The organism is Pseudoxanthomonas sacheonensis, from assembly GCF_010093305.1.
In the GTDB taxonomy this organism is placed as follows: domain Bacteria; phylum Pseudomonadota; class Gammaproteobacteria; order Xanthomonadales; family Xanthomonadaceae; genus Pseudoxanthomonas_A; species Pseudoxanthomonas_A sacheonensis.
On record NZ_PDWS01000008.1, the window covers coordinates 19,374 to 43,610 of the forward strand.

The 24,237-nt window shown below is 64.8% G+C and carries 28 protein-coding genes; 20 read left to right on the forward strand and 8 right to left on the reverse strand.

Annotated features, from left to right (window positions below):
• Positions 1-222 precede the first annotated feature (222 nt).
• The 5 genes from CSC73_RS08655 to CSC73_RS08675 all read left to right on the forward strand — a co-directional run bounded on the left by CSC73_RS08655 (position 223) and on the right by CSC73_RS08675 (position 5,615).
• Entirely contained in the window at positions 223-1,383 is a 1,161-nt protein-coding gene (locus tag CSC73_RS08655; protein WP_246197446.1) for a DUF4344 domain-containing metallopeptidase, read from the forward strand.
• 553 nt (positions 1,384-1,936) lie between these two features.
• The gene (gene dusA / locus CSC73_RS08660; protein ID WP_281352889.1) at positions 1,937-2,920 is read left to right on the forward strand and encodes a tRNA dihydrouridine(20/20a) synthase DusA; all 984 of its coding nucleotides are present in this window, start codon (positions 1,937-1,939) and stop codon (positions 2,918-2,920) included.
• Positions 2,921-3,009: 89 nt separating this feature from the next.
• Positions 3,010-3,264, forward strand: a complete 255-nt coding sequence (locus tag CSC73_RS08665; protein WP_163840046.1) for a hypothetical protein — start codon at positions 3,010-3,012, stop codon at positions 3,262-3,264.
• Between the two features lie 89 nt (positions 3,265-3,353).
• Positions 3,354-4,997, forward strand: coding sequence for a type IV secretory system conjugative DNA transfer family protein (locus CSC73_RS08670; RefSeq protein ID WP_163840149.1), 1,644 nt, complete (start codon positions 3,354-3,356; stop codon positions 4,995-4,997).
• Between the two features lie 84 nt (positions 4,998-5,081).
• Positions 5,082-5,615 (forward strand): GNAT family N-acetyltransferase, encoded by a 534-nt coding sequence (locus CSC73_RS08675; RefSeq protein WP_163840047.1) that lies wholly within the window; start codon positions 5,082-5,084, stop codon positions 5,613-5,615.
• On the opposite strand, the gene CSC73_RS08680 is transcribed toward CSC73_RS08675, so the two are convergent.
• Entirely contained in the window at positions 5,572-6,537 is a 966-nt protein-coding gene (locus CSC73_RS08680) for a M61 metallopeptidase family protein (protein WP_163840048.1), read from the reverse strand. The genes CSC73_RS08675 and CSC73_RS08680 overlap by 44 nt on opposite strands.
• Before the next feature lie 139 nt (positions 6,538-6,676).
• Here CSC73_RS08680 and CSC73_RS08685 point away from each other — a divergent pair, with 139 nt between their 5' ends.
• On the forward strand, positions 6,677-7,192 hold the full coding sequence (locus tag CSC73_RS08685; protein WP_163840049.1) for a DUF1993 domain-containing protein: 516 nt from the start codon (positions 6,677-6,679) through the stop codon (positions 7,190-7,192).
• A 6-nt stretch (positions 7,193-7,198) separates the two neighbouring features.
• On the opposite strand, the gene CSC73_RS08690 is transcribed toward CSC73_RS08685, so the two are convergent.
• From CSC73_RS08690 to CSC73_RS08700, 3 genes are all read right to left on the reverse strand, one after another.
• Complete coding sequence (locus CSC73_RS08690; protein ID WP_163840050.1) at positions 7,199-7,717, reverse strand: adenine phosphoribosyltransferase; 519 nt, start codon at positions 7,715-7,717, stop codon at positions 7,199-7,201.
• Positions 7,718-7,812: 95 nt separating this feature from the next.
• A complete protein-coding gene (locus CSC73_RS08695; protein ID WP_163840051.1) occupies positions 7,813-8,322 on the reverse strand; it encodes a DUF1993 domain-containing protein in 510 nt (169 codons plus the stop codon).
• A 123-nt stretch (positions 8,323-8,445) separates the two neighbouring features.
• Entirely contained in the window at positions 8,446-8,847 is a 402-nt protein-coding gene (locus tag CSC73_RS08700; protein ID WP_163840052.1) for a hypothetical protein, read from the reverse strand.
• A gap of 231 nt (positions 8,848-9,078) precedes the next feature.
• Here CSC73_RS08700 and CSC73_RS08705 point away from each other — a divergent pair, with 231 nt between their 5' ends.
• The 6 genes from CSC73_RS08705 to CSC73_RS08730 all read left to right on the forward strand — a co-directional run bounded on the left by CSC73_RS08705 (position 9,079) and on the right by CSC73_RS08730 (position 13,234).
• The gene (locus CSC73_RS08705; protein WP_163840053.1) at positions 9,079-9,291 is read left to right on the forward strand and encodes a hypothetical protein; all 213 of its coding nucleotides are present in this window, start codon (positions 9,079-9,081) and stop codon (positions 9,289-9,291) included.
• 100 nt (positions 9,292-9,391) lie between these two features.
• Positions 9,392-9,604: a hypothetical protein gene (locus tag CSC73_RS08710; protein WP_163840054.1), complete on the forward strand. Its 213-nt coding sequence runs from the start codon at positions 9,392-9,394 to the stop codon at positions 9,602-9,604.
• Positions 9,605-9,759: 155 nt separating this feature from the next.
• The gene (gnd, locus tag CSC73_RS08715) at positions 9,760-10,665 is read left to right on the forward strand and encodes a phosphogluconate dehydrogenase (NAD(+)-dependent, decarboxylating) (RefSeq protein WP_163840150.1); all 906 of its coding nucleotides are present in this window, start codon (positions 9,760-9,762) and stop codon (positions 10,663-10,665) included.
• Positions 10,666-10,833: 168 nt separating this feature from the next.
• Complete coding sequence (locus tag CSC73_RS08720) at positions 10,834-12,087, forward strand: sensor histidine kinase (protein ID WP_246197447.1); 1,254 nt, start codon at positions 10,834-10,836, stop codon at positions 12,085-12,087.
• A complete protein-coding gene (locus CSC73_RS08725; protein ID WP_163840055.1) occupies positions 12,080-12,847 on the forward strand; it encodes a LytR/AlgR family response regulator transcription factor in 768 nt (255 codons plus the stop codon). Before CSC73_RS08720 ends, CSC73_RS08725 begins: the two co-directional genes overlap by 8 nt.
• Positions 12,848-12,946: 99 nt before the next feature.
• Entirely contained in the window at positions 12,947-13,234 is a 288-nt protein-coding gene (locus CSC73_RS08730) for a DUF3247 family protein (RefSeq protein WP_163840056.1), read from the forward strand.
• Between the two features lie 281 nt (positions 13,235-13,515).
• Here the strand turns inward: CSC73_RS08730 and CSC73_RS08735 are convergent, their stop codons facing one another.
• Positions 13,516-14,562, reverse strand: a complete 1,047-nt coding sequence (locus CSC73_RS08735; RefSeq protein ID WP_163840152.1) for an oxidoreductase — start codon at positions 14,560-14,562, stop codon at positions 13,516-13,518.
• A 148-nt stretch (positions 14,563-14,710) separates the two neighbouring features.
• Here CSC73_RS08735 and CSC73_RS08740 point away from each other — a divergent pair, with 148 nt between their 5' ends.
• A complete protein-coding gene (locus CSC73_RS08740; protein ID WP_163840057.1) occupies positions 14,711-16,267 on the forward strand; it encodes a carboxylesterase/lipase family protein in 1,557 nt (518 codons plus the stop codon).
• 12 nt (positions 16,268-16,279) lie between these two features.
• Here CSC73_RS08740 and CSC73_RS08745 read toward each other — a convergent pair whose 3' ends face one another.
• On the reverse strand, positions 16,280-16,744 hold the full coding sequence (locus tag CSC73_RS08745) for a hypothetical protein (RefSeq protein ID WP_163840058.1): 465 nt from the start codon (positions 16,742-16,744) through the stop codon (positions 16,280-16,282).
• 253 nt (positions 16,745-16,997) lie between these two features.
• Here CSC73_RS08745 and CSC73_RS08750 point away from each other — a divergent pair, with 253 nt between their 5' ends.
• Both CSC73_RS08750 and CSC73_RS08755 read left to right on the forward strand, forming a co-directional pair.
• The gene (locus CSC73_RS08750) at positions 16,998-17,609 is read left to right on the forward strand and encodes a hypothetical protein (RefSeq protein WP_163840059.1); all 612 of its coding nucleotides are present in this window, start codon (positions 16,998-17,000) and stop codon (positions 17,607-17,609) included.
• A gap of 96 nt (positions 17,610-17,705) precedes the next feature.
• The gene (locus CSC73_RS08755; protein WP_163840060.1) at positions 17,706-18,521 is read left to right on the forward strand and encodes a lytic transglycosylase domain-containing protein; all 816 of its coding nucleotides are present in this window, start codon (positions 17,706-17,708) and stop codon (positions 18,519-18,521) included.
• Between the two features lie 79 nt (positions 18,522-18,600).
• Here the strand turns inward: CSC73_RS08755 and CSC73_RS08760 are convergent, their stop codons facing one another.
• Positions 18,601-19,740 (reverse strand): PQQ-dependent sugar dehydrogenase, encoded by a 1,140-nt coding sequence (locus CSC73_RS08760; protein WP_163840061.1) that lies wholly within the window; start codon positions 19,738-19,740, stop codon positions 18,601-18,603.
• A gap of 150 nt (positions 19,741-19,890) precedes the next feature.
• Between CSC73_RS08760 and CSC73_RS08765 the strand changes: the two genes are divergently transcribed.
• The 4 genes from CSC73_RS08765 (at position 19,891) to CSC73_RS08780 (ending at position 23,289) form a co-directional block, all read left to right on the forward strand.
• Positions 19,891-20,409, forward strand: coding sequence for a CcdC protein domain-containing protein (locus CSC73_RS08765; protein WP_163840062.1), 519 nt, complete (start codon positions 19,891-19,893; stop codon positions 20,407-20,409).
• Between the two features lie 113 nt (positions 20,410-20,522).
• Complete coding sequence (locus CSC73_RS08770; RefSeq protein WP_163840063.1) at positions 20,523-21,224, forward strand: murein L,D-transpeptidase catalytic domain family protein; 702 nt, start codon at positions 20,523-20,525, stop codon at positions 21,222-21,224.
• A 97-nt stretch (positions 21,225-21,321) separates the two neighbouring features.
• Positions 21,322-22,362, forward strand: a complete 1,041-nt coding sequence (locus tag CSC73_RS08775) for a L,D-transpeptidase (RefSeq protein ID WP_163840064.1) — start codon at positions 21,322-21,324, stop codon at positions 22,360-22,362.
• A gap of 87 nt (positions 22,363-22,449) precedes the next feature.
• On the forward strand, positions 22,450-23,289 hold the full coding sequence (locus CSC73_RS08780) for a hypothetical protein (protein ID WP_163840065.1): 840 nt from the start codon (positions 22,450-22,452) through the stop codon (positions 23,287-23,289).
• Between the two features lie 146 nt (positions 23,290-23,435).
• On the opposite strand, the gene CSC73_RS08785 is transcribed toward CSC73_RS08780, so the two are convergent.
• Positions 23,436-23,933 (reverse strand): hypothetical protein, encoded by a 498-nt coding sequence (locus CSC73_RS08785; RefSeq protein WP_163840066.1) that lies wholly within the window; start codon positions 23,931-23,933, stop codon positions 23,436-23,438.
• A gap of 118 nt (positions 23,934-24,051) precedes the next feature.
• On the opposite strand from CSC73_RS08785, the gene CSC73_RS08790 reads away from it, so the two are divergent.
• Positions 24,052-24,237, forward strand: a complete 186-nt coding sequence (locus CSC73_RS08790) for a CPXCG motif-containing cysteine-rich protein (protein ID WP_163840067.1) — start codon at positions 24,052-24,054, stop codon at positions 24,235-24,237.

Genomic DNA, 24,237 nt, shown 5'->3' on the forward strand with positions numbered 1-24,237 from the left:
GCCAGATCCATGCGTTTGCCGGACGGTCTTGCCGGGTGCGCGGCGAGTTCGTTGAACGCCGGCAGCGAAGGCTCCAGAGGAGCGGCGAACTTGGCCGTGCCTGCAAGGCGTGGATATGGGGATCCAGCGAAGCCGCAGCAGCGATCGGAGCCATATCCACGGAGTTCCTTCGGAAGATGTCGTCATCGTCGAAAAGTATCTTCGAGCGATTGCCGGCATGACATGATCTGGATCAATATTGATCGCGAAAGGCGAACGGGACCCATCATGGGCGTCGTGATATCCACGAACCGTGGTGACGGTCTGGTGTTCGGCCTTGTCGCATCGTTGAACGGAATCCGTTGGCGAGTCGAACAGGAACGCGCCGCATCGCGTCTTTGTCGGGGAAAAGGTGCCAGGAATACGCAGATGTCATTCGGAACTTCGATCGTCTGGTTGTTGATGGGGCTGGCGGCGGTAGCGGGTGGAGGCTGCGCGAGCGGGAATAAGACGATAGCCGTCGGGGCGCCGCAAATCGCCGGACGGGGAAGCGTTCCGCACATGCTGTCGCAGCAGCGTGCGCGCACCAGGACGGTCGCGCCCGGCAAGGAGGGAAAGCCCGCCGGCCTGGCGTTCGAGTACGAATATATGGCGCCGGAATCGCCCGACCTGCAGCGGATCTACGCACGTGTGCGCGAGGCCGATTTGCTGCACCACTTGCCGGAGGTCCAGGCGATCGACGGGATGTTCCGGCTGCCTCGTCGGTTGCGCTACGTCACAGCGGAGTGCGGAGAGTTCGGTGCCTTCTACGTGCCTGAGGCCGCCGAAATCGTGCTTTGCTACGAGACCTTGCGCACATTGTACGAGCGCGGCCAGGAGCAGCAGCAGGCGGACCGTCTCGAGCAGGATTATCCTCTGCGCTACACCCGCGCCAATGTACGTTTCATCGTGCTGCACGAGACCGGCCACGCGCTGGTCGACCTGCTCGATCTGCCAGTCACGGGCCGACAGGAGGATGCGGTCGATCAACTCGCGGCGATGCTGATGCTCCATTTCGCCAGCCTCGACGAGAAGCCTGCACAGGTCATAGAAAACCTTCGCATGGCGGCCAACTGGATGCTCGCACGCAGCACCGGCGCGTACGACCTGGATGCCTACGCCGACGAACACGCGCTCGGCGAGCAGCGCTACTTCAATCTGCAATGCTTGATCTACGGCACCGACCCCACCGAGTACGACGGTATCGTCGGGGCCGGCGACCTGACTCCGGCGCGCGCCAAGGCCTGCCCGCGGGAAACGCAGACCGCCGGCCGCGCCTGGCTGCGCCTGCTCCTGCCGCATCTGTCACCGAAGTACGAGACGACAGAGGCCGAAGCGATACGTTACTTCGAACGGCAGAAGTGAATGTTCCCCCGGCTCCCAGATGCCGGAGTCGGACAGACGCTCGAGTTCGATGATGACGGGCCGTCGATCATGCTGTCGGGACTTGCCGATCGGACCCGAGCGTTTGAGCGCGGCGCGCGCCAGATCCACGGGTCTTCATATCGACGCCGTGCATGGCTGCGGCATGCGCGAGCTTGGGATGGCCGAAATCCGCGCCGGGGGCGGCCGGCGCGGATGAAGTCCTTGAGCGAGCTTGCCCGACTGTACCTTCAGGGCACTGAAGGTAAACTGCCGGGAACGCCATGGTGCTTTGCCCACGTCGTGCAGCTCGACCAGGTGAGCGAACAGGGTGGGACACAGGCCACGGGCGCACGTGCGCCTCCCCGGTTCGACCCTGCATTTCGGTCACGATGGTCCATTTGCGGGCGTCTTCATGGCTTAGAAAGGTCTTGCTGGCATAGGATTGCCTGCGCCTGGTCCATACGCGCCAGAAGTCGCGGCAGGGCGAAATCAGGCGAGTTGGATGCATACGCACGGGCACATGGTCTGCTCATGCTTTTTACAGGTTAAATAATTGAATTATAAAGAAAATGTTTTGTCGGTAGCTCCAATGATGGACTGGACCGACAGCCATTGCCGCGTATTCCACCGGTTGCTGGCGCCGCGCGCGCGTCTGTACACGGAGATGGTGCATGCCAATGCGGTGCTGCAGGGCGATCGCGCGCGCTTGCTGGCGCGCGATCCGGTCGAGAATCCGGTGGCCCTGCAACTGGGCGGCAGCGACCCCGCATTGCTGGCGGGCGCCGCGCGGGTAGGGCAGGAGCACGGATTCGATGAGATCAACCTCAACGTAGGTTGTCCTTCCGACCGCGTGCAGGCCGGCCGTTTCGGCGCCTGCCTGATGAAGGAGCCGGCGCTGGTGGCGGACAGCGTCGCGGCGATGATCGCTGCGGTGGATATTCCGGTCACCGTGAAGTGCCGCCTGGGCGTGGATGAGGAAAACGACTACGACCGTTTCGCGGCCTTCATCGACACCGTCGCCGCCGCCGGCTGCCGCGTCTTCTTCGTGCATGCGCGCAACGCCTGGCTGAAAGGCCTTTCGCCCAAGGAAAACCGCGAAGTGCCGCCGCTGCGCTACGACTGGGCCTACCGGATCAAGCGCGAACGCCCGCAACTGACCATCGCGGTCAATGGCGGCATCGCCACCCTCGAGGATTCGCTGGCGCACCTGCAGCATACCGACGGCGTGATGCTGGGCCGCGCGGCTTATCACGACCCTTATCTGCTGCATCGGTTGGATGCGGCGTTGTCCGGCGGGGAAATCCTGCCGCGCGCGCAACTGCTGCGCGCATTGCGGCCTTATGTGGAGAGCCAACTGGCCCAGGGTATGGCGCTGAAGCACATCGCACGGCATGTGCTGGGCCTGTTCCATGGACAGCCGGGCGGCCGCGCCTTCCGCCAAGTGCTGAGCGAGGGAGCGCACCGCCCCGGCGCGGACTGGACGCTGGTGGAGCAGGCGATCGCGGCGACCCGATCGCCGCTGCGATCGGCGGCCTGATGGTTCCGCGCAGTTTCCTCCGCTAACAAGGACTTCAATTTGGCAGGCGGTACGTACTATGATCGGCGCACAAGCCAGGAGGCCGGGTCATGACGGAATACAGCCATACGATGCTCGTCAGGGGGCGCTATCTGATCGTGGCCCTCAGCGATGAAGCGCAGTTCGATCCGGCGGAGGTGACTGGCTACGCCGTGCTCTCGCCAACGGGCGAGAGACTGCGGCACGACCCCAGCCTGGAAGGCGCGCGTAATTGGGCGGACAGGCTGATCGAAGAAGAAAACGCGCAACGCGGCGATCCGCCCGCGCCGGCAAGAGCGGTCAAGACGGCAAAGCCTCGGCGCTGAAGCGACGAGCCTCAAGGAAGAATGGATACGGCAAGGAGTTGCAGGTGAACCCGAAAAAGCTCGTCTTCGCATCGATCGTTTTGCTGGCAATGTTGCTGGCGGGGCTGTACCTGTCCGGCTACCTGGCGCTGCTGCTGCTCAAGCTCGATACGGGCCTGTTGAAGTGGAACACCTACCTCGAATACTGGAACGCGTTGGACCTGCCCCAGGTGCGGCGTTACGTCGGCAAGATCAAGGTGGCCGGCTATCTGGGTTTCGGTATTCCCCTGCTGGTGTGGCTGGCGCTGCTGGTGCTGATGTTCCGTCCGTCCAAGCAATCGATGCACGGCGATGCGCGCTTCGCCGGTGCGGGCGATCTGGCCAAGCATGGCCTGTTCAAGCAGTCCGACAACGGCATCGTGGTCGGCAAGTTCAACGGCAAGCTGGTGCGCCTGAGCGGGCAGCAGTTCGTGATCCTGGCCGCGCCCACGCGCTCGGGCAAGGGCGTGGGCATCGTCATCCCCAACCTGCTGGATTACCAGGAATCGATGGTGGTGCTGGACATCAAGCAGGAGAACTTCGACCTGACCAGCGGCTGGCGCGCCAGCCAGGGCCAGGAAATCTATCTGTTCAATCCCTTCGCCGAAGATCGCCGCACGCACCGCTGGAACCCGCTGAGCTACGTGTCGCAGGATCCGGCCTTCCGCATTTCCGATCTGCAGAGCATCGCGGCCATGCTGTATCCCGATGGCGCGGACGACCAGAAATTCTGGGTCAGCCAGGCGCGCAATGCGTTCACCGCCTTCGCCCTGTACCTGTTCGAGAATTTCGACGAGCAGCACCGGCAGGGATATCCCAAGGAATTCCTGTCCTTCCCGACCCTGGGCGGCATCTACCGGTTGTCCTCCGGCGATGGCAGCGAGTTGAAGGCCTACCTGCAGAACCTCTCCAAGCAGCCGTTCCTCAGCAACCACGCCAGGACCGCCTTCGCCAACCTGCTGTCGCAGGCGGAGGAGACCTTCGCTTCCATCCTGGGCACCTTCAAGGAACCGCTCAACGCCTTCATCAACCCGGTGCTGGACGCGGCCACCAGCGCCAACGATTTCCTGCTCACCGACGTGCGCAAGAAGAAGATGACCATCTACATCGGCATCCAGCCCAACAAGCTGGCCGAGAGCCGGCTCATCGTGAACCTGTTCTTCAACCAGATCATCAACCTCAACACCAAGGAGCTGCCGCAGAGCAATCCGGCGCTCAAGCACCAGTGCCTGCTGCTGATGGACGAGTTCACGGCCATCGGCAAGGTGGAGATCATCTCTTCGGCGGTGTCCTACATGGCCGGCTACAACATCCGCCTGCTGCCCATCATCCAGAGCATGTCGCAGCTCGACGCCACCTATGGCAAGGACGTCTCGCGCACCATCATCACCAACCACGCGCTGCAGATCATCTACGCCCCGCGCGAGCAGCAGGACGCCAACGACTATTCCGACATGCTGGGCTACACCACGGTGCGCAAGCGCAACCGTTCGCAGTCGCACGGCGCGCAAGGCAGCGTGTCGTTCAGCGAATCGGAAGAGAAGCGCGCGCTGATGCTGCCGCAGGAACTCAAGGCGATGGGGTTCGACAAGGAAGTGTTCCTGTACGAAGGCATCCCGCATCCGGTGAAGTGCGACAAGATCAAGTACTACCAGGACAGGTACTTCACCCAGCGCCTGATGCCCAAGGTGGCGGTTCCCACGCTCACGCTTTGAAGGATCGCGCGTGGGACGCGCATGTCCTGGCCCGCAACAGGTTTGCGTTTGCATCAAGGTAATGCTTCCGATATGCAAACTCCCATGAAAACCAGCGCCGTGATCCGCCCGGCCCGCCCGGCCGATGCCGCAGCCTTGTCGGCGTTGATGCGCCGGACCTTCCTGGCTGCCAACGGCCATTGCAGCAGCCCGGAGAACGTGGCGCGTTTCCTGGACAGCGCGTACACGCCGGAATTGCAGGCGAGCGAGATTCGCGACCCCGACACGCTCACCGTGATCGTGGAGCAGGACGGGCAATGGGCCGGCTTCGCGCAACTGCGCTGGGGTTCGACGCCGCCGCCGGAAGTGAGCTTGCTGCCCACGGTGGAGCTGGGCCGCATCTATCTGGATCCGGCTTTCCATGGCCGCGGCCTGGCTGCGCAGCTGGTCGCCAATCTGCTGGCCGCCGCCAGTCTGCGCGGTTCGCGCTCGGTCTGGCTCAACGTGTGGCAGGAAGCGGCGCAGGCGATCCGTTTCTACCAGAAGCACGGTTTCCAGATCGTCGGGAGTTCACTTTTCAGAGTCGGCGACGACGTCAAGGACGACTGGGTGATGATGCAGGCGCTGCCCACCGGGTAGAAGACGATTGTTGGCGCGGCGCCATGATGGCATCGCGCAGCTGCCTGGCTTTCGCGTTGCCGGAAAACGCGAGCCCATCGCCGTTTCTGCTGATACCGAGTTGCGCATAGGCGTCGGCCAGAGAAGGGAATCCGCGCATGGCCGCGTAGCGGCGATACAGGGCCGAGAAAGTGTCGTCGCCCGCAAGATTATCCAGCGCCGCGGCGAAATCCTGCGGCATCACCGAATCCGTGCCGCGCAGGCAGCACTCGGCATAACGGTCGAGGATCGTATCGAGAGTGGTGCCGGAGTCGCGGCGCAGCGCCAGATCCACTTCCAGCCAGTACGCAGCGCCGGCCCAGTACACGCGCATGGTGCCGCCGCGCCCGCGGCCCATCGCATCCAGCCGCGCGCCGGTGGAAGCGGCTTGGCCACGGCGGAATCCGGCATCCAGGCGCCGCCACGCCTCTTCCTCGCCCAGCATGCCGGCGCGGGCGCGCGCGACGTTCTGGTAGTAGCTGGCCAACCCTTCCGCCAGCCAGCGTCCGTTGTCGCCCAGGTAGGGATGGAACAGGTGCGACAGTTCGTGCACCGCCGTCCAGTCCGCACGCAGTTGCTCGTAGCTGGCGTCGCGCCGCACATAAAGCAGCACGCCGGCTTCGCCGCGACGGCGCGTCTGCCCCCAGGGCACCGGGCTGTCGTCGTCGCTGTCGGTCTGCTGTATGCGCACGTAAGCGTTGCGCAATGGAAAACGGCCCGATCGGGTCTTGGCGGCATCGGCGGCCTCTTCTATCCAGCGCTGCAACATCCGCAAGCGCGCAGGATCGCCCACATCGACTATTTCCACTCTGAGGCGCGTGTCGCCCGCCTGCAGCACGCGCGTATGCGTGGCCGCCAGGCACGCGGCCGGCAGCAGCAACAGAGACAGGAGCCAGATACGCATGCGGCATTGGACGCGCAGGGGCCGGCAAGGTTCCGTGAAATCCCGATGGCGCGGGATGCACTCTCCCGCAATTCCGGGCTAATCCACCGCCGCGACGGTGCGTAGACTCGCCGTTCTCACTTCTTCAGGCGAAAGCACCATGAGCGATACCCTTTCCATGTACCAGGCCACCGTACCGGTCGGCCAGCGCGCGCTGCGCAATCTGCGCCAGTTGCTGGCCAAGGGCGAGGCCCATGCGCAAGCGCAGGGCTATGACGCCGGCGTGCTGCTGCAGACGCGGCTGTACCCGAACATGTTTCCGCTGTTGCGCCAGGTGCAGATCGCCACCGACGGCGCCAAGAACGCCGCCGCGCGGTTGGCGGGCGTGGAAGCCTTGCGTTTCGAAGACGACGAAACCACGTTCGCCCAGCTTTACGATCGCCTGGATCGCGCCATCGAATACCTGGGTACCTTCACCCCGGAGCAGTTCGTGGGGAGCGAGGCCCGCCCGATCTCGGTGCCGCGCCGCGACAAGGAGCCGCTCAGCTTCGATGGCCGCACTTATCTGCTGAGTTTCGTCACTCCCAATCTGTATTTCCATGTCGCCACCGCGTACGCGATCCTGCGCCACGCCGGCGTGCCGCTGGGCAAGGCGGCCTATCTCGGCGGCAGCTGAGGATTCCTAGAACGCCGCTGTCGCCCACAGCGGCGCCGGATCGGTCCAGTTCTTGCGCGCGTCCAGGAACCCGAGTTCCAACAGTACGGCCGCGCCGACGACTTCGGCGCCCTGTTGCCGGGTCAAGGCCAGCGCCGCTTTCAACGTGCCCCCGGTGGCCAATACGTCGTCGACTACTATCACGCGCGCGCCGGGCGGCAACGCATCGGCGTGGATCTGCAGGCGGTCGCTGCCGTATTCCAGCGCGTAGTCCAGCGACAGCGTGCGCGCCGGCAGTTTGCCGGGTTTGCGCACCGGTACGAAGCCGGTGCCCAGCTCGCGGGCCAACGCAGCGCCGAGAATGAAGCCACGCGATTCGATGCCGACGACGGCATCCAGGTTTATTCCACGCCATGGCGCAGCCATTTCCTCGATCGCGGCGGCGAAGGCGTCGGCATCGGCCAGCACCGGAGTGATGTCCTTGAACAGGATGCCGGGATTGGGAAAGTCGGGGACATCGCGGAGCAGCGTTTGCCAGGAAGACATCGAAGGTTCCGTTTGGGGCGACGGAGAATGCTAAACCGTCGCCGTGCCGCGTGCCTGTCTGCGTTGCTGCCGTTGCCGCCCGTCCGCGCCGCCGGTCAGGCGAACGGCCCCAGATAATCCAGCTTTCCGATCTGCACGCCCTGATGGCGCAGGATGCCGTGCGCGGTGGCGAGGTAGAAATAGAAGTTGGGCAGCACGAAAGTCAGCAGGTATTCCTCGCCGGTGAGCGTGGCCTGCATCTTGCCGAATTTCAGGACGACCTCGCGCGCCGCGCTGTCTTCCAGTTGGGCGGGCTCCACGCTGGCGAAGAAATCGAGCGTGTCGCCGATGCGCTGCCGCAACTCGGCGAAGGTGGTTTCGGTATCGGGAAAGCTGGGCGCGGGTATGCCGGCCAGGCGCACGATCGCATTCTTGGAAGTATCGCTGGCGCGCTGCACCTGGCCGGCCAGCGGCAACATGTCGGGCGACAGCCGCGCCTGCACCAGTATCTCCGGTTCCAGGCCGTTGGCCTGCGCATGCGCGTCAGCTTTGTCCAAATAAGCGGAGAGCACGCCGAAGCCGCGCACGAAGGCGGGGATGGACAGGCGATACATGGAAAGGGACATGGCATTCTCCGGGCCGGAAAACAGGAATACGCGACCTGCAGGCCGCGCGCTTTCCCGCCAAGATACTAGGGCCCGTGCCGACAGCGTTAGCAAGCCTTGCGACGAAGGCGTCCGCGCCGCCGATCAGGCATGCGCCACGTTGCGGACCTTGCGCGCTTCCATGGCGCGCAGCGGCGGTAGTGCAGCCGCTACTTTGCGTGTTCCCAGGCAAGGCTCCCCGGACTGTATCCGTTGCCACACCGCTTTGACGATTCTTTCCACCGAGCGCCATTCGATACGCTGCGGTAGTGGAAATTGCCGCAGGTAGCGTTCCTTCAGGGCGGGGAACAGCAATTTCAATTCGTCGCGGTGGTGGTACAGATAACAGTCGTAGGCGAACTTGATCGCCGGCACATAGACTTCGTACGCAAGCCCTTGGCGATGGAACGGCATCCTGCGGTAGCAGCGCCGCCAGTATTCGAGCTCTACTTCGATGTCCAGGGCTACCTGCTGCGGAGCCGCGTGCGTATCGAGGAACGGACCCATGGTCTCTCCTTCACATGCGCACTCGTGTCCTTCGCTTTTCAAGGATTTCGCGTGGCATCGTGATGTTCACGATCCCCCCTGTACTCAATCAAAACGGGAATAGCACATACACCGGCCAAGTTCCGCTGCCAGCCGACGAACGGGCGGACATGCCGCTGCAACAACTGCGCGCGAACATGCCGACGCAAGCCGCGACGCCTGCGCTTGCATGTTCGTTGCGGGAGAAAAGACATGCAGAGAGTACTGTTCACCATCACCGCCAGCTACAACGGCTGGCAGGTGCGCGATGAGCTCAGAAACCGTGACTGGTTCGAGCAATTGGAAGATGCGGTGGCTTCCGCCAACACCCTCGCCCATACCCGGTACGTGCTGACCGGTCATTCGACCGGCGTATTGGTCGAGGTGGGGCAGGGCGATACCGTCATGCGCGTGCGGCACGGCTGAATTCTGGGTGCGTTACGTAAAGGTGAAGGAATTTTCACTTGGCGATGAAGCTTGCGCGGGTAGGGTTGGACGCCCCGGTGCCCCGACACAGGAGCATGAGATGAACAGCGAATATTTCTTCGCGCAGGATCAGGCCGGCAGCCTGCAGCGGGTCCATGTGGTCCGTCATTCCGGCACGCCCCACGAGGGCGGAGCCAACGCGAAACGGAGCGCCGCTTACGCGCTGGACGACGGCAGGCCGCTGCGGCGTATCGACAACGACACTTTCCAGATTCTGGATACCGGCGCGCTGGTCACCCTGGTGCGCGACTGAGGCGCAGGTGCGCGCCACGGACAGGCAGGCGACACCTGCACGTGTCCCCTGCGAAGCCGGCATTCATCGTTTCATTCGTGTCCTCCTGCCCGCCGGTGACCTTCGGGCAGCGGCATGCGAAGCTATGCGCATCGCCTCGGAACGAAGGAATGCGTATGCAATTTGGAATGGTGGGCCTGGGCCGCATGGGCGCCAACATGGCCGAACGGCTGGTGCGGGGCGGACATGCTGCGGTGGGGTTCGACCCCAGCCCCGAGGCGCGCGCGCTGGCCGCCGGCAAAGGCATTTCACCAGCGGCATCGCTGGCCGAACTGGTGGGCCGACTTGCTGCGCCGCGTGTGCTCTGGCTGATGGTGCCGGCCGGAAAGATCGTAGACGACACCCTGGCGGAGCTGTTGCCATTGCTTTCGCGCGATGACGTGGTGGTCGATGGCGGCAATTCTTTCTACAAAGACACCATGCGCCGCGGCGAGATGCTGGCGGCGCAGGGCGTGCATTACGTCGATTGCGGCACCAGCGGCGGGGTGTGGGGGCTGGCCGAGGGCTACAGCCTGATGATCGGCGGAGAAACCGCCGCGGTGGAACGGTTGCGGCCCATCTTCGCCGCCCTGGCGCCGGCACCCGACCGCGGCTGGGGCAGGGTGGGGCCCGGCGGCTCCGGGCACTTCACCAAGATGGTCCACAACGGCATCGAATACGGGCTGATGCAGGCTTACGCCGAGGGCTTCGCGATCATGCAGCACAAGGCCGATTTCGCGCTGGACCTGCACCAGATCGCCGAGATCTGGCGCGAGGGCAGCGTGGTGCGCTCCTGGCTGCTCGACCTGACCGCCGATGCCCTGGGCAAGAACCCGCAGCTGGCCGGCATAGCGCCCTACGTGGAAGATTCTGGCGAGGGCCGCTGGACCGCGGCCGAAGCCATCGATCTCAACGTCTCCGCACCCGTCATCACCCTGTCGCTGCTGGAGCGCTTGCGCTCGCGCGACAGCGATTCCTTCGCCGACAAGCTGCTGGCGGCCATGCGCAACGAATTCGGCGGCCACAAGATCAAGGCGGGGTAAAGGGCCCCGCCCGGGGGCGTCGCCAGCCCGTCAGCGGCCGCCTGCGGGCCTCGCAACGGCCCTGATTGGCGGGTTTCATCGCCGCATCCCGGGTTTCGTCGCAGTGGACAATACAGGCGCGCGGTGCAGGATTACTCTCCACCGCACTCCAGAACGTCGGGACCTTCCGTGAAAACCAGCTTCTTCTTCGTCTTCCGCATCGCCGCCGCTTGGACGTTCGCGTACATCCTGTTGCTGATGGTCTGGAACGGCGTCTTCAACGGCAATTCGCCGGACGGTCTGTTCTTTCTCCTGTTCGTCGTGACGCTGGGGTTCGTGATCGCCGGAGCGGTCTCCCACATCCGCCGCATCCGTCTGATCGCAGGCCGCATCGATCCGGGCACGTTGGCCAATCGCCATTCCCGTCAGGTGGAGATTCCGCTCGAGGCCGGCGAGGCTTTCGACCTGGTCGATGCCGCCGTCCGCGAACTGCCGCGTTCGGAAGAGATCGAGAGCGCACGCGACAGTCTGCAGGTGCGCTCCAAAGTCACGCGTCTCAATCCCTACAGCACCAAGAGCCCGGGCCGCTTCAATCCGCTGTACTGGATCCACATCAAACGCAACCAGATCCTGGCCACGGTGACGCCACGCGACGGCACCAGCAGCGTAAGCCTGGTGTGCGAACCGGAAAGCGGCGCGTGGAGCGACTGGTTCAAAGTGGACGACGGCACCAACCTTGAGAACGCAGAGGCCATCACCCGCGCCATTACCCGCCGCGTGGCCGAGCACCGCCGCAACGAACAGGCCGCCGCGCAGCAGACCGTCACCGAGAAGGAACTGACCGTCGCCAAGCTGAGCCTGCTGCACGCGCAGGTGGAACCGCATTTCCTTTACAACACCCTGGCCAGCGCGCAGTACCTGACCCGCAGCGATCCGGCGCGCGCCGACGAGATGCTGGGCAATCTGATCACTTACCTGCGCCATTCGTTGCCGCGCACGGAAGATTCGCTGTCCACGCTGGGAGAGGAACTGGAACGCGCGCGCGCCTATCTGGAAATCCTCAAGATCCGCATGGGCACGCGTCTCAACCTGCAGATCGAAGTGCCCGATGCGCTGAAATCCATTCCGTTCCCCGCGATGATGCTGCAGACGCTGGTGGAGAATGCGATCAAGCATGGCCTGGAGCCTAAATCCGGCGGCGGCACCGTATGGATCATCGCCCGCACTATCGACGGCATGTTGGCGGTCACGGTGGCCGACGACGGACAAGGTTTCAATGCGGGAAGCAGCGGTACCGGCATCGGTTTGAAGAACGTGCGCGAGCGTTTGCGCCTGGCCTACGGCGGAGCCGCTTCGTTCTCCATCGTCGCCAATTTCCCCAGCGGCGTGGCCGCGACCATCAACATTCCCAGCGAAGCTGCGCAGGAAGTCGACCATGTTTAAGTGCGTCATCGCCGAAGACGAAGAGCTGCTTCGGAACGAGTTGTCGAAACTGGTTTCAGAAGCCTGGCCGGGGTTGCGCATAGTCGCCGAATGCGAGGACGGCGGCGCAGCGCTGGAGGCCATCGCCGAGCACCAGCCGGAGGTGGCTTTCCTAGACATCCGCATGCCCGGCCTGACCGGCCTCGAAGTCGCCGCCGCCGCGGCCGAGGCCAGCCCGAAGACGCAGATCGTATTCGTGACCGCTTACGACCAGTACGCGATCGACGCCTTCGACAAGGGCGCGGTGGACTACCTGCTCAAGCCCATCGCGCCCGAACGCCTGGCCGCGACCGTGCAACGCCTGCAGGCGCGCATCGCGCAGGGCAATCCCGATGCCGATGCGCTGGCCGCGCTGGTCAGGCAATTGGGGGCGCGCCTGCAGCCTGCGGCGGCCGAGCCGCTGGTCTGGATCACCGCCAGCGCTGGCAAGGACACGCGGCTGATCATGGTCGACGATGTCGCCTACTTCCAGGCCGACCACAAGTACACCGTGGTGATGACCGCCGAAGGCGAGTCGTTGTTGCGCAAACCCATCCGCGAACTGCTGGAAGTGCTGGACCCGGCGATCTTCAAGCAGATCCACCGCTCCACCATCGTCAATCTGAAAGCGATCGCTTCCATCGCGCGCGACGATACCGGCAAAGGCACGGTGAGGCTGAAGTCCAGGCCGGAAACGCTCACGGTGAGCCAGCCGTTCATGACTCTGTTCCGGAATATGTAGGTCAGCGGAAATATCGTCGCGTCGATGAGCGCGCGCCTTCACGGCCCGCTACGCGCCGGCGGTTACGTTGCCACCTCCGAGCGGACAGGAGGAAGCGACATGACCAGGATCGCCGAACGCGTTCACCAGGACCAGGCCGAGATCGCGGCCATCGAAGCACGCATCGCCGAGCTGGACGATGAGGCCATCGTCGAAGTCACGCTGACCGACGGCGCGCGCTACAAAGGTACCGTCACCGCGCGGCCCTCCGTGCAGACGTTCCGCGACGCGCAGGGCAACGAAGGCGCCAATTCGTTGTTGCGGCTTGACGATCTGGACCATCCCGGGCAATCGCATTATCTGTGGCTGGACAGGATTGCCGAGGTGCGGCATTTGGGCAGCGCATGACTCGTGTCCGGTCCTAAGGCCAACTGTCCGATGTAGAGCCGAGCTTGCTCGGCTGCCTTTGCCTTCAGACGAAGAGCAGCCGAGCGAGGGCTGTAGGCTGGGTTGGCTCCACTAACCCAGCGCCTTTGCGTGCCCCAAGCGGTGCTGGGTTGATGAGGCCAACCCAGCCTACGGATTTTCTTGGGGTGCTTGGGATTTGCCGGCTGGGCAGGTGTAGCAGATCCCTCACTGCGTTCGGGATGACAAGGTTCTATTCTTCCGGCGTCACCCAGTCGGTGCTGCTAGGCCTGCACGCATGCAAGCTCGCGACCCGTGCCTGCGCTTTCCTTCGCCAATTGCAGCAACGCCATCACCTGCAACGCTTCGTCGGTGGTCACAGGCGGCGGCAGGCCTTCGACGATGGCCGCGTGCATGGCTTGGTAGTAGCGCCGGTAGTCACCGGCGAGGCCCGGCACGGGATTGGTGCGGATGCCATCGGTGGCGGCCTGATGCAGTTCGCCCGGACGCCTGTCGCGTCCCCAGTCGCCGCTGCCGGGCACGGCGCCGTCGCGCAATGCGGCTTCCTGCCCATCCATGCCGTACTTGAGATAGCTGCCGCGCGTGCCGTGCACGGCGAAGCGCAGTCCGTTCGCCGGGACCAGCGACCCCGCATGCAGCAGCGCGCGCCGCTGGGGATAGCGCAGCAACACGTGGAAGTAATCGTCGGCCTGCGCGGCCTCGCGCTGACGACCGATGTCGGCGAACACCGCCACCGGCATGCCGAACAGCTGCAGCGCCTGGTCCAGCAGATGCGGGCCCAGGTCGTACCACAGGCCGGAGCCCGGCAGGTCGCGCTCGCGCCAGCGGTCGGCGACTTGCGGACGGTAGCGGTCGAAGTGCGAATGCAGTTCGCTGACTTCGCCCAGCGCGCCGTTGTCGACCAGCGAGCGCAAGGTCAGGAAGTCCGCGTCCCAGCGCCGGTTCTGGAATACGCTGACGATGCGTTCCGCGCGGGCGGCATGGGCGATGACCTGTTGCGCTTCGGCCAGGTCCAGCGCGAACGGCTTGTCCACCACCACGTGCTTGCCGCGCGCCAGCGCCGCGATGGCGAGCGGGGCGTGCGTCTGGTTCGGTGTCGCTATCACCACCAGATCGATGTCCGCGTCGGCGAACGCGGCTCCGGCCTCGGCGACCACGCGCATGTCCGACCAATCGGCCAGCACCTTGGCCGCGTCGCTGGACACTATCGTATGCAGGCGCAACCCGGGGGTGTTGGCGATCAAAGGCGCATGGAAGACCTTGCCGACGAAGCCGTAACCCACCAGCGCCACATTGAGTATCCGTTCCAGCTGCCAGCCCTCTCGCACCACGGCAAATGCCGCGCGCCTAGTCTAATCCTCGTGCCCTGGCCCAGCCGTGAGTATCGTCGCCTTCGGAAGAGCCGCCCCACCGCCGAACTGGCATGATGTCGCACGCCCCAAGCTGGAGCCGTGCCGCATGAAAGCTCTGTCCGTCGCGGTGTTGTTGTTGGCCGCCGCTTTTCCGCCTGCCGACCGGGTCGCCGCGGCGGAACCCTCGTCCTCCGCGCCGGTGGTCGCCACCCGCAGCGGCAGGGTCGAGGGCCGCGCAGAAAAAGGCCTGGAGGTCTTCCGTGGCGTGCCCTTCGCCGCGCCGCCGGTGGGGGCCTTGCGCTGGCGCGAGCCGCAGCCGGTTGCGGCATGGAACGGAACGCGCAAGGCCGACGCCTATGCGGCCTCATGCATGCAGAAAGCGGGAATCCCGGTATCGGCCGGCGGCACCGACGGTCCGTTGAGCGAGGATTGCCTTTACCTCAACGTGTGGACGCCGGCCGCCGCAACCACGGGCAGACGGCCGGTGATGGTGTGGATACACGGCGGCGCGCTGGTCTATGGCTCGGGCAACGTCGCGCTGTTCGACGGCAGCGCACTGGCGCAGCGCGGCGCGGTGGTGGTGGTCATCAACTACCGCATGGGTGCATTGGGTTTCTTCTCGCACCCGGCGATCGATGGCAACGGTCCCTCCAGTCCGGTCAACTATGGCCTGCTCGACCAGATCGCCGCCCTGCGCTGGGTGCGCGACAATATCGCGGCCTTCGGCGGCGATCCCGGCAACGTGACGATCTTCGGCGAATCGGCCGGCGCCCAGAGCGTGCTCGCGCTGTATGCGTCGCCGCTGGCGCAGGGGCTGTTCCACAAGGGGATCGCGCAGAGTCCCTACGGCATCCCCAGCCATACCCGCACGAAAGCGCGTGAAGTCAGCGAACAGGTGGCGACCGCCGTGGGCCTGGCGGGCGCAAGCGCCACGGCAGCGCAACTGCGCGCGGTTCCGGCCGCGCGGTTTTTCCAGCTGGGCGATAAAGGTCCGACGCTCGCGCCGGGTTTCATCGTCGGCGACCAGGCGATGCCGCGGCCGATCCTGGAGGTTTTCCAGCAAGGCAAGCAGGCGCGCATGCCGCTGATCATCGGCAGCAACAGCGACGAAGCCACCGTGGCGACGGCGTTCGGCGTGGATCCGGCCAAGGTGGTGGAGAAGTTGCGCGCGGCCAAATTCCTGCTGAGGAAGTTCTATCCCGGCGTTACCGACGACGCGCAGCTGGGCCGCGAAGCCGTGCGCGACCTGGTGTTCACCGCTTTCGTGCGTCGCATCGCCTATTTGCATTCGCAGTCCACGCCCACCTGGCGCTATTACTTCAGCCATGTGCAGCAGGGATTGCAAGGCAAGGTGCCGGGCGTGGGCCACGGCAACGAGATTCCGTTCGTGATGGGCACAGGTGGGAACTGCGATTGCATGCTGGTTCCGTTCACCGCGGCCGATCGCCGGTTCTCGCGCCAGATAGGCGACTATTGGTTCGCGTTCGCGCGTTCGGGCAGACCCGACGCGGCCAATGCGCCGGTTTGGGCCCAGGACGGCGTGCGCGAAGCCAGGACGCTGGAGTTCGGAGATGAGGTTGCGCTGAGGAAGGATTTCATGAAGGCGCGGCTGAACGCTTTCATCGCCATCCTGAAAATGACGGGCGCGCTGACCGCGCGGTAGCCGGCAGGGCGATCAGCGTTTTTGGCGCTTGATCGCGCTCGTGCGCTTGATCTGCGCTTCGATGCGCGCGCGCGCCAGGTCCAGATAGTGGGCATGCGACCCATCGTCCGATCCGTGGATCTCTCCAAGGTAAACGGCGCCGCTCCATAGCCTGGCCACCCATTCGGCGCCTTCGTCGGACAAGGTCAGATTGACGGTGTAGCGGATGTCCTGGCCGTCTTCGTCCAGGCAGCGATAGACCATGGGGAACTGGCCGGCGAAGGTCGGATCGGCGCAGCGGCGCTTCAGGTGCAGGCGCGCTTCTTCGGCCAGCTGCTGCTTCTCGCTCTCGTGGATCATCGGCATCTGCGAACGGACGAAATCCGACTCGCCGAAAAAAGGATCGATGCCGTCGGCGGGGTTGTATCCCTGCGCGCGCAGCCATTCGATGAAGGCGTTCTCCAGCTCCATGGAACCTGCTTTGAGCTTGACGCCCATGAACGCCCCCTTGTGCGTGATATTCCTGCCCCGGCGGGGAGCTTAGCAGGCCTGGCATTCTACGGCGGGTGCCGATGCTTCGGGCGGTTCCGGCAACCTGCGACCGCTCCTTGCGTGGACCGGGGAATCACGGCATCCGCGCTACTATCCTGGCGCCGGGCATGCCCGGCCAATGCGCTCAGGCGCCATGCTGGCGAGCGCTGCCATCCGCTCCGCATGAAAGAACCGCGGCATTCCACTATCGAGGTGTCCAATGAATAAGCTTCTTCTCGGCGTTGTGCTGGCTTCTTTTCTGCTTGGCGGCTGCAACAAGCCTGCCGATACCCCCGACCCTGTGGCCTCGGGCCCTGAAGCGTCGGCCCCCGAAGCATCCGCTGCGCCGGCGGGCGATACGGCAACCGCTTCCGCATCTGCCGATGCGCCCGCGCCGGCATCGCCGGCTCCGGAGCCGAGCGTTGCGTCCGCCGATACCGGCGACAAGGCCATCGACGACGCCATCGATACGTTGCTGGGCGACCACGCCAAGTACCGGGCCGCGATCGACGCCTACCAGAAAGCCGTTGCCGAGGGAGACAAGGAAGCGGTCGCCGCGCTGATCGACTATCCCTTCTCCACGACCATCGATGGAAAGCGGACCTCGCTCAAGAACGCGTCGGGCTTCGTTAGCAATTACGACAAGATCGTCACCCCGGCCATCGCGGGCGTAATCAAGGCGCAGAAATATTCCGGGCTGATGGTCAACAGCAAGGGCGTGATGTTCGGCAGCGGCGAGACCTGGATCAACGGCGTCTGCAAGAAGGGCAGTGCGGATTGCAGCGAGTTCGAGGTCAAGGTGGTAGCCATCCAGCCGGGCGCTTCCAGCTGACGGGCGCCGGATAGGCCGTGCTGTGCTCCGGGGAGGGGCCGCGGGGCCGCCCGCCGGTTATGCGCCGGTTAGCCCGCCAGCGTTTACGATCCGCGCATGTTTTCGCTCCGTCCCCGCCTGGCCGTCTTGCTGATCGGCCTTCTGGCATTGGCGCCGCTCCTGTCCGCGCAGGCGCGCACGGTGTACCGCTGCGTGCGCAACGGTACCGTCAGCCTGTCGACCGCGCCGGAACCGGGTTCCAAATGCGAAGCCAGGCAGATCGAGGACTATACGGCCAAGGTTCCCAACCTGTGGGGATCGATGGGCGTGTTCAGCGGCACCTTGTACCAGCGCGAACAGGACGGGCAACTGGTCTACGGTACGCGCAAGTTGCCGGGCTCCACCGTGTACCTGAAATTCACCGTGGAAACGCCGCCCGGCGAACCCGCGCATCCGGGGTTGGGCAAAGTGGGCAAGCCGCGCCTGGACATGTACGCCAAGCAATTCAAGGCCGCAGCCAAATCCACCGGCGTGGAGGATGCGTGGCTGCGTTCGATCGCCCATGCCGAAAGCGGCTTCGACGCCAATGCGCTTTCGCCCAAGGGTGCGCAGGGGGTGATGCAGTTGATGCCTGATGTGTCGAAGCAGTACGGGGTGGTGGATCCGTACTCGTCCGTCGAATCCATTAATGCCGGGGCCAGGCACCTGAAGTCGTTGCTCAAGCGCTACAAGAACGACCTGACCCTGGTCGCGGCCGCCTACAACGCCGGCATCGGGGCGGTCACGCGCTACAAAGGCGTGCCGCCGTACGCGGAAACGCAGGCCTATGTGGAAAAAGTGCAGGCGCTGCATCAGCGTTACCGGCAGGCGTTGGGGCCCGCGCCGTTGAAGCCGGCCGATGCGATCCAGCAGAAGCTAAAGTCCTCGCCGTAAGAACATCGTAGGAGCGACGCGAGTCGCGATGCTCTGAAAACATCCGATCTTCGCGACTCGCGTCGCTCCTACGACGCTCCTACGGACTGAGCTTTAGCAGCCTGCCGCCCGAGCCGGGCTTCTCGTCCTCGAGCAACCACAGGTTGCCGTCGGGGCCCTGCTCGACTTCGCGGATGCGCTGGCCCATGTCGTAGCGCGCCGCCTCGTGCGCCTGGATGCCGTCGAATTCGATGCGCACCAGCGACTTGGACGAAAGTCCGCCGATGAAGGCATCCCCCTTCCAATCCGGGAACGCAGTGCCGGAATAGATCAGCAGGCCCGCCGGCGAAATCACCGGGTTCCAGCTGATCTTCGGCGCTTCGAATTCCGGACGGGTGGCGTGGTCGGGAATGTCGCGGCCATCGTAATGGTCGCCGTTGGAAACGATGGGGTAACCGTAGTTCTTGCCGCGCTCGATCAGGTTCAGCTCGTCGCCGCCCTCGGGGCCCATCTCCTGTTCCCACAGCCGTCCTTGCGCGTCGAAGGCGATGCCCAGCGCGTTGCGATGCCCCAGCGACCACACCTGCGCCGCCACGCCGCCCTGTTTGGCGAAAGGATTGTCGGCCGGCACGCTGCCGTCGTCGTTGAGGCGGACGATCTTGCCCAGATTGGATTTCATGTCCTGGGCGGGAGTGAATTTCTGCCGCTCGCTCGAAGTGATCCATAACTTGCCGTCGGGACCGAAGGCGATGCGATGGCCGTAATGCCCGTTGCCGGAAACCTTCGGCACCTGACGCCAGATCACCGTCAGGCCGGACAGCGCGCCGCCGCCGTTCCCATCCAGCACCAGCTTGGCGCGAGCGACCGCGCCGCCGCGCGCATCGCCTTCGCCGGCCTCGGCATAGCTCAGGTAGACCAAGCCGTTGCTGGCGAATTGCGGATGCAGTACGACATCGCCGAAACCGCCCTGGCCGCCATAGGCCACTGCCGGCACTCCGCTGATGTCGCCGATTCTGTTTTCGGCGGGCGTGGCGCCCAGCGCGACCAGTTTCAGCGCGCCTTTCTTCTCGCTGACCAGCAGGCGCCCGTCGGGCAGGAAGGTCATCGCCCACGGCTCATCGAATTGGCCCATCGGAGTCGACTTGAATGGCAACGGCGTTTTTTCCTGTGCGGCGCAGCCGGTCGAAAAGAGGGCGAACATCGCGGTCGCGCAGGCGACGGCCAGCAGATTGCGGGGCATGCGGATTCTCCTGAAGGATTGACGGGTTATTGCATGGGGACCGTAAAGGGCGCGTTTCGGTGCTGTATCCCGGCGCAACAAGTGACCTCTGGCACCTAGATTACCGTGGCGGCGGGCATACTCTGGAGAGAGTCAACGCGAGATCCAGCCATGTCCGCTGCAGTCCTTCCCGCCCTCACTCCCTATCTCGCCACCGCCGGCATCGGCTGGCTTTACTACCGCCGCATCCGGCGCAGCTTCGGCCGTCAGCTTTGGCAGCCCAAGCGCACCATCGCCCGGCTGGTGCTGGTGTCGCTGGTGGCGGCCAGCCTGGTCTGCGCGGCTGTCTTCCTGCCGCATGTAGGCGCAGGCATCGCGGTCGGCGCGGTATTGGGAGCCGCGTTGGGCGTATTGGCACTGAAGCACACCCACGCCCAACTGGTCGATGGGAAGCGTTACTACACGCCCAATCCCTGGATCGGCGGCGGTCTGACCTTGCTGCTGCTGGGGCGCTTGGCCTGGCGTTGGAGCCAAGGCGCCCCAACCGGAAGTTCAGCCCAGGTCGGGCAACAAGTCAGCCCGCTGACGTTGGGCATTGCGGCGACGCTGATCGCTTATTCGCTGGTCTACAGCAGCGGCCTGCTGCTGCGCATGCGTCGGCTGGAGCCACCGCGAACCAATGGCGGGTAGGCTTCGACCGCCAAGGAACGTGGTCAGGGTGTGCGCTGCGGATTTCCAGGCGCAGGCCTGGCCTATCCTTCTGCGATCCGCTGCATTCAGCTGGATGGGCTGAAAATAGTCCGATGCCGGTCTTCCGTACCCTGCTTGCGCTGCTGCTCGTGACGATCTCGCCGATCCGACCGGCTCAGGCGCTCCATGCCACCGCCAGGCCCGCGCCGTCGCCGGGCCCGGTGCCGCCTACGCTTCCCCCAGGGCTTGCTCCGCAGGTCATGCGTATGGCCCTGTCGGCCATGCAGTGCGCGCAGGCCAGCGGCATCGGCACCGATGCGCGCACGCTGGCGGTGATCGACTACAGCAAATCCTCCCTGCAACAGCGGCTCTGGGTGTTCGACATACAGCGCGACAGACTGCTGTATCAGGAGGTCGTGGCCCATGGCCAAGGCTCCGGCGACGATCTGCCGACCCGCTTTTCCAACAGCGACGGCACGCACGCCTCCAGCCTCGGGTTGTTCCTGACCGCCGACACCTACCAGGGCCGCAACGGGTATTCGCTGCGGATGCAGGGCCTGGAACCTGGGATCAACGACCGCGCCATGGAGCGCGCCATCGTCATGCACGGCGCGGCTTACGTGAATCCGGTGGCGGGCAAAGGCATGGGCAGGCTGGGACGCAGCTGGGGCTGTCCGGCGGTACGTACCGAAGTGGCGCGGCCGCTGATCGACAGCCTGAAGCAGGGGCAGTTCGTATTCGCCTACTACCCGGACCCGCAGTGGCTGCGGCAATCGCGCTACCTCCATTGCGCCGCGGCGCAGCGACCGGTCTGATCGCAATACGTCGCAAGCCCCATTTGGCGGCTACTCCACGCTATACCCGTGGCCGCGACTGGTCCTACACTTGGCCGGTCCCCCGGGAGAGTCCGTCATGTCGCGGATGTGGATACTGGCGTTGATGTTCTCGTTGCCGCTGGCGGCGGCCGCAGCGGCGGTGCGCTTCTGGGGCGCTGCCGAATCCAGCCCGGTGCAGACTCCCGTCGCGCAGCTGAAACCGGGCCAATGGATATGGAAGGGCGAAACCGCGCCTGCCGGCCCGATGGCCGCAGTGGTCAGCCTGACCGAACAACGCGTGTATGCCTATCGCAACGGACTGCTGATCGGCGCCAGCACGGTCAGCACCGGCCGTGCCGGCTACGAAACACCGACCGGTGTGTTCACCATCCTGCAGAAGGACAGGGACCACCACTCCTCGATCTACAACAACGCCTCGATGCCGTTCACGCAGCGCCTGACCTGGGGCGGCATCGCTCTGCATGCGGGCGGGCTGCCGGGCTATCCGTCCTCGCATGGCTGCGTGCACCTGCCTTCGGGATTCGCCGAGAAACTCTTCGATGCCTCGCCCATGGGCATGACCGTGGTGGTGGCCGAACAGGGCAAGTCGCCGGCCGATGTCGCCCATCCCACCGAGTTCACCCCCATCGACAGCAAGACCGGCAAGGTGGACGTGCAGCCGCGCCTGGCCAGCCAGGAAACCTATCGCTGGCAGCCGCAGCTCGCTCCGCAGGGTCCTTTGTCGGTACTGCTCAGCGGCGCGGACAAGCGTGTGATCGTATTCCGCAATGGCGTGGAGATCGGCCGCGCGCAGATAGAGGTCCGCAACCCCGAAAAACCGCTGGGCACGCACGTCTACATCATCAAGGACGGCGTGGTGCCCGGATTCAATCCGCAGTTGCCCGGCCTGCCGCTGCCGAAGTGGACCGCCATCGGCGTGCCCGGCAATGCTTCCGAATCCGGAGCGGTGCTGGACGCGGCCGCGGTGGACCGCATCGTATTGCCCGACGCCTTCGCGCGCGAGATATACCCTTTGCTGCAGCCGGGGACCACCCTGCTGGTCACCGATGCGGCGGTGCTGCCGGCGACTTCGGGCGTGCGCCAGCAAGTGCTGGATTCCAATCCGCCAGAATCGTGAAGCCGGCAGGCGCTCGCCTGCCAACAACAATCCATCGTCCACCGAACGCCCCAATTTCCACCCGCCGCCATAGCCAAAGGACTCTCTATGCGAATCGCTGCCCGCGTACTACCCGCCGCCCTTGCCGTTGCCTTGATGGCACCCGTCGCCGCTTTCGCCCAGGACCTGGCTCCGCTGGATCGGTACTGGCTCGGGCTGGGCGGCTACGGTTCCGATAACGACCTCGACATCCGTATCGATGGCGAAGACGGAGTCGCCGGCAGCAACGTCGATTTCCAGCGCGACCTCGGCTTCGACGAACGCGAAACCGCATTCACCTACGACCTTGGCTTCACCCTGGCCGACAAGCACCAGTTCGCCGTCACCGGGCACCGCTACAGCAGCGAAGCCGGCAGGACCCTGAGCCGCGAGCTGGACATAGACGATGAAATCTATGCAGTGGACGCCGCGTTCGCGGGAAAGATGGACATAGACGTGACCAGCGCCTCCTACACCTGGTTCTTCCATCGCAATGAGCGCAACGCTTTCGGCGTAGGCCTGGGCGGGGTGCATTACGCGCTGGATGCCGAGCTGGCCGCTTCCGCCGTTGCCGACGATGGCGAAGGCGGCGAAGTGGTGACCACCGTGGACAAGCGCATCGACGAATCCGCCTGGGCTCCGATGATCCGCGCGCAGTATTCGCAGGTGATCAACGACCAGTGGCGTTTCAATGTGGAGTTGGCCGGCGTGCGCAAGTCCGGCGGCAGCGTTTCGGGCGATGCGGTCGACGCCAGCGCCTCGATCGACTATTTCCCGTGGAAGCACTTCGGCTTCAGTCTGAAATACAACTACAACGACGTCAGCTTGAAGTACAAGAAGACCAGCTACCGCGGCAAGCTCGATCTGGTCAACCAGGGTCCGCAGCTGCTGGCTGTCGTCAAGTTCTAGGATCCGCTGTCGGATCCGGACGGACGGGCGGACTGGCCTTGCGTAGCCGATGTGCGGTTGGTCGGCGCGTGCCGGGCCCAGAGCCCGACTTGCGCGCAACCGGTCGCCGCGAGCGGATTTTCTGCGCGGGTTCCACCGGCCCGCGCTCAGGTCAGCGCGGTGGTCCCTTCATAGGGCAGCCGCGTCGCTCCTAGCCCGAGCAGGGCCGCTTCGGCGGCCGGCAATTGCGGATCCTCGGCATCCAGCACCACCAGGATGCGGCCTGCTTTTATTTCCTGCTCGAACTTGCGCCTGACCGGATCGTCCACCGTCGATCCCAACAACGCCGACACCCATGTACCGACCGCCGCGCCGCCTACGGTCAGCAGCGCCGCCCCGGCTATGCTCACTCCCAACAGCGGGAACGCCATGGCCACCAGCCCGGCCACCATGCCGATGGCGGCTCCGGTGGCTGCGCCGCGCAAGGCGGCCGGCATGAAATCGGTGGCCGCGTCCTTGAGCAGATCCGGGATCGAGTCCAGTTCTATGTCGGCACGCGCGATCAGGGACAGGTTGTCGTCGGTAAGTCCGGCCTCGCGCGCGACGCGGAGGGCATCCTGGGCGGCAGCCAGGTCGGGAACGCTGAATACATGACGGGTTTGCATGATTTCGCCCTCCTTCCAACGACCGTTCCTATTACCCTCCCAACAAGGTTAGCCATGCGTGACGGGTCGGAAGCGCAATGGTAGAACTGTGCCCCGCAACGGCAGACCATGGACAGCCATGCTTCCTTTCCAAACCATCCTGTGCCCTTATTGCGGCGAATCCATCGATCTGTTCGTCGACGATTCGGTGGACCATCAGCAGTACGTAGAGGACTGCCAGGTCTGTTGCCGTCCCATCCATGTATCGGCGACCACGAACGAGGATGGTGTCGCGCTGGTGGTGCGTGCGGAAAACGACGCGTGA

Bases quoted from the DNA above. Each gene is read 5' to 3' on its own strand.
- CSC73_RS08655 (WP_246197446.1), top strand. From the start codon at position 223: ATGATCTGGATCAATATTGATCGCGAAAGGCGAACGGGACCCATCATG.
- CSC73_RS08665 (WP_163840046.1), top strand. From the start codon at position 3,010: ATGACGGAATACAGCCATACGATGCTCGTCAGGGGGCGCTATCTGATC.
- CSC73_RS08670 (WP_163840149.1), top strand. From the start codon at position 3,354: ATGTTGCTGGCGGGGCTGTACCTGTCCGGCTACCTGGCGCTGCTGCTG.
- CSC73_RS08675 (WP_163840047.1), top strand. From the start codon at position 5,082: ATGAAAACCAGCGCCGTGATCCGCCCGGCCCGCCCGGCCGATGCCGCA.
- CSC73_RS08680 (WP_163840048.1), bottom strand. From the start codon at position 6,537: ATGCGTATCTGGCTCCTGTCTCTGTTGCTGCTGCCGGCCGCGTGCCTG.
- CSC73_RS08685 (WP_163840049.1), top strand. From the start codon at position 6,677: ATGAGCGATACCCTTTCCATGTACCAGGCCACCGTACCGGTCGGCCAG.
- CSC73_RS08690 (WP_163840050.1), bottom strand. From the start codon at position 7,717: ATGTCTTCCTGGCAAACGCTGCTCCGCGATGTCCCCGACTTTCCCAAT.
- CSC73_RS08695 (WP_163840051.1), bottom strand. From the start codon at position 8,322: ATGTCCCTTTCCATGTATCGCCTGTCCATCCCCGCCTTCGTGCGCGGC.
- CSC73_RS08700 (WP_163840052.1), bottom strand. From the start codon at position 8,847: ATGGGTCCGTTCCTCGATACGCACGCGGCTCCGCAGCAGGTAGCCCTG.
- CSC73_RS08705 (WP_163840053.1), top strand. From the start codon at position 9,079: ATGCAGAGAGTACTGTTCACCATCACCGCCAGCTACAACGGCTGGCAG.
- CSC73_RS08710 (WP_163840054.1), top strand. From the start codon at position 9,392: ATGAACAGCGAATATTTCTTCGCGCAGGATCAGGCCGGCAGCCTGCAG.
- gnd (WP_163840150.1), top strand. From the start codon at position 9,760: ATGCAATTTGGAATGGTGGGCCTGGGCCGCATGGGCGCCAACATGGCC.
- CSC73_RS08725 (WP_163840055.1), top strand. From the start codon at position 12,080: ATGTTTAAGTGCGTCATCGCCGAAGACGAAGAGCTGCTTCGGAACGAG.
- CSC73_RS08730 (WP_163840056.1), top strand. From the start codon at position 12,947: ATGACCAGGATCGCCGAACGCGTTCACCAGGACCAGGCCGAGATCGCG.
- CSC73_RS08740 (WP_163840057.1), top strand. From the start codon at position 14,711: ATGAAAGCTCTGTCCGTCGCGGTGTTGTTGTTGGCCGCCGCTTTTCCG.
- CSC73_RS08745 (WP_163840058.1), bottom strand. From the start codon at position 16,744: ATGGGCGTCAAGCTCAAAGCAGGTTCCATGGAGCTGGAGAACGCCTTC.
- CSC73_RS08750 (WP_163840059.1), top strand. From the start codon at position 16,998: ATGAATAAGCTTCTTCTCGGCGTTGTGCTGGCTTCTTTTCTGCTTGGC.
- CSC73_RS08755 (WP_163840060.1), top strand. From the start codon at position 17,706: ATGTTTTCGCTCCGTCCCCGCCTGGCCGTCTTGCTGATCGGCCTTCTG.
- CSC73_RS08760 (WP_163840061.1), bottom strand. From the start codon at position 19,740: ATGCCCCGCAATCTGCTGGCCGTCGCCTGCGCGACCGCGATGTTCGCC.
- CSC73_RS08765 (WP_163840062.1), top strand. From the start codon at position 19,891: ATGTCCGCTGCAGTCCTTCCCGCCCTCACTCCCTATCTCGCCACCGCC.
- CSC73_RS08770 (WP_163840063.1), top strand. From the start codon at position 20,523: ATGCCGGTCTTCCGTACCCTGCTTGCGCTGCTGCTCGTGACGATCTCG.
- CSC73_RS08775 (WP_163840064.1), top strand. From the start codon at position 21,322: ATGTCGCGGATGTGGATACTGGCGTTGATGTTCTCGTTGCCGCTGGCG.
- CSC73_RS08780 (WP_163840065.1), top strand. From the start codon at position 22,450: ATGCGAATCGCTGCCCGCGTACTACCCGCCGCCCTTGCCGTTGCCTTG.
- CSC73_RS08785 (WP_163840066.1), bottom strand. From the start codon at position 23,933: ATGCAAACCCGTCATGTATTCAGCGTTCCCGACCTGGCTGCCGCCCAG.
- CSC73_RS08790 (WP_163840067.1), top strand. From the start codon at position 24,052: ATGCTTCCTTTCCAAACCATCCTGTGCCCTTATTGCGGCGAATCCATC.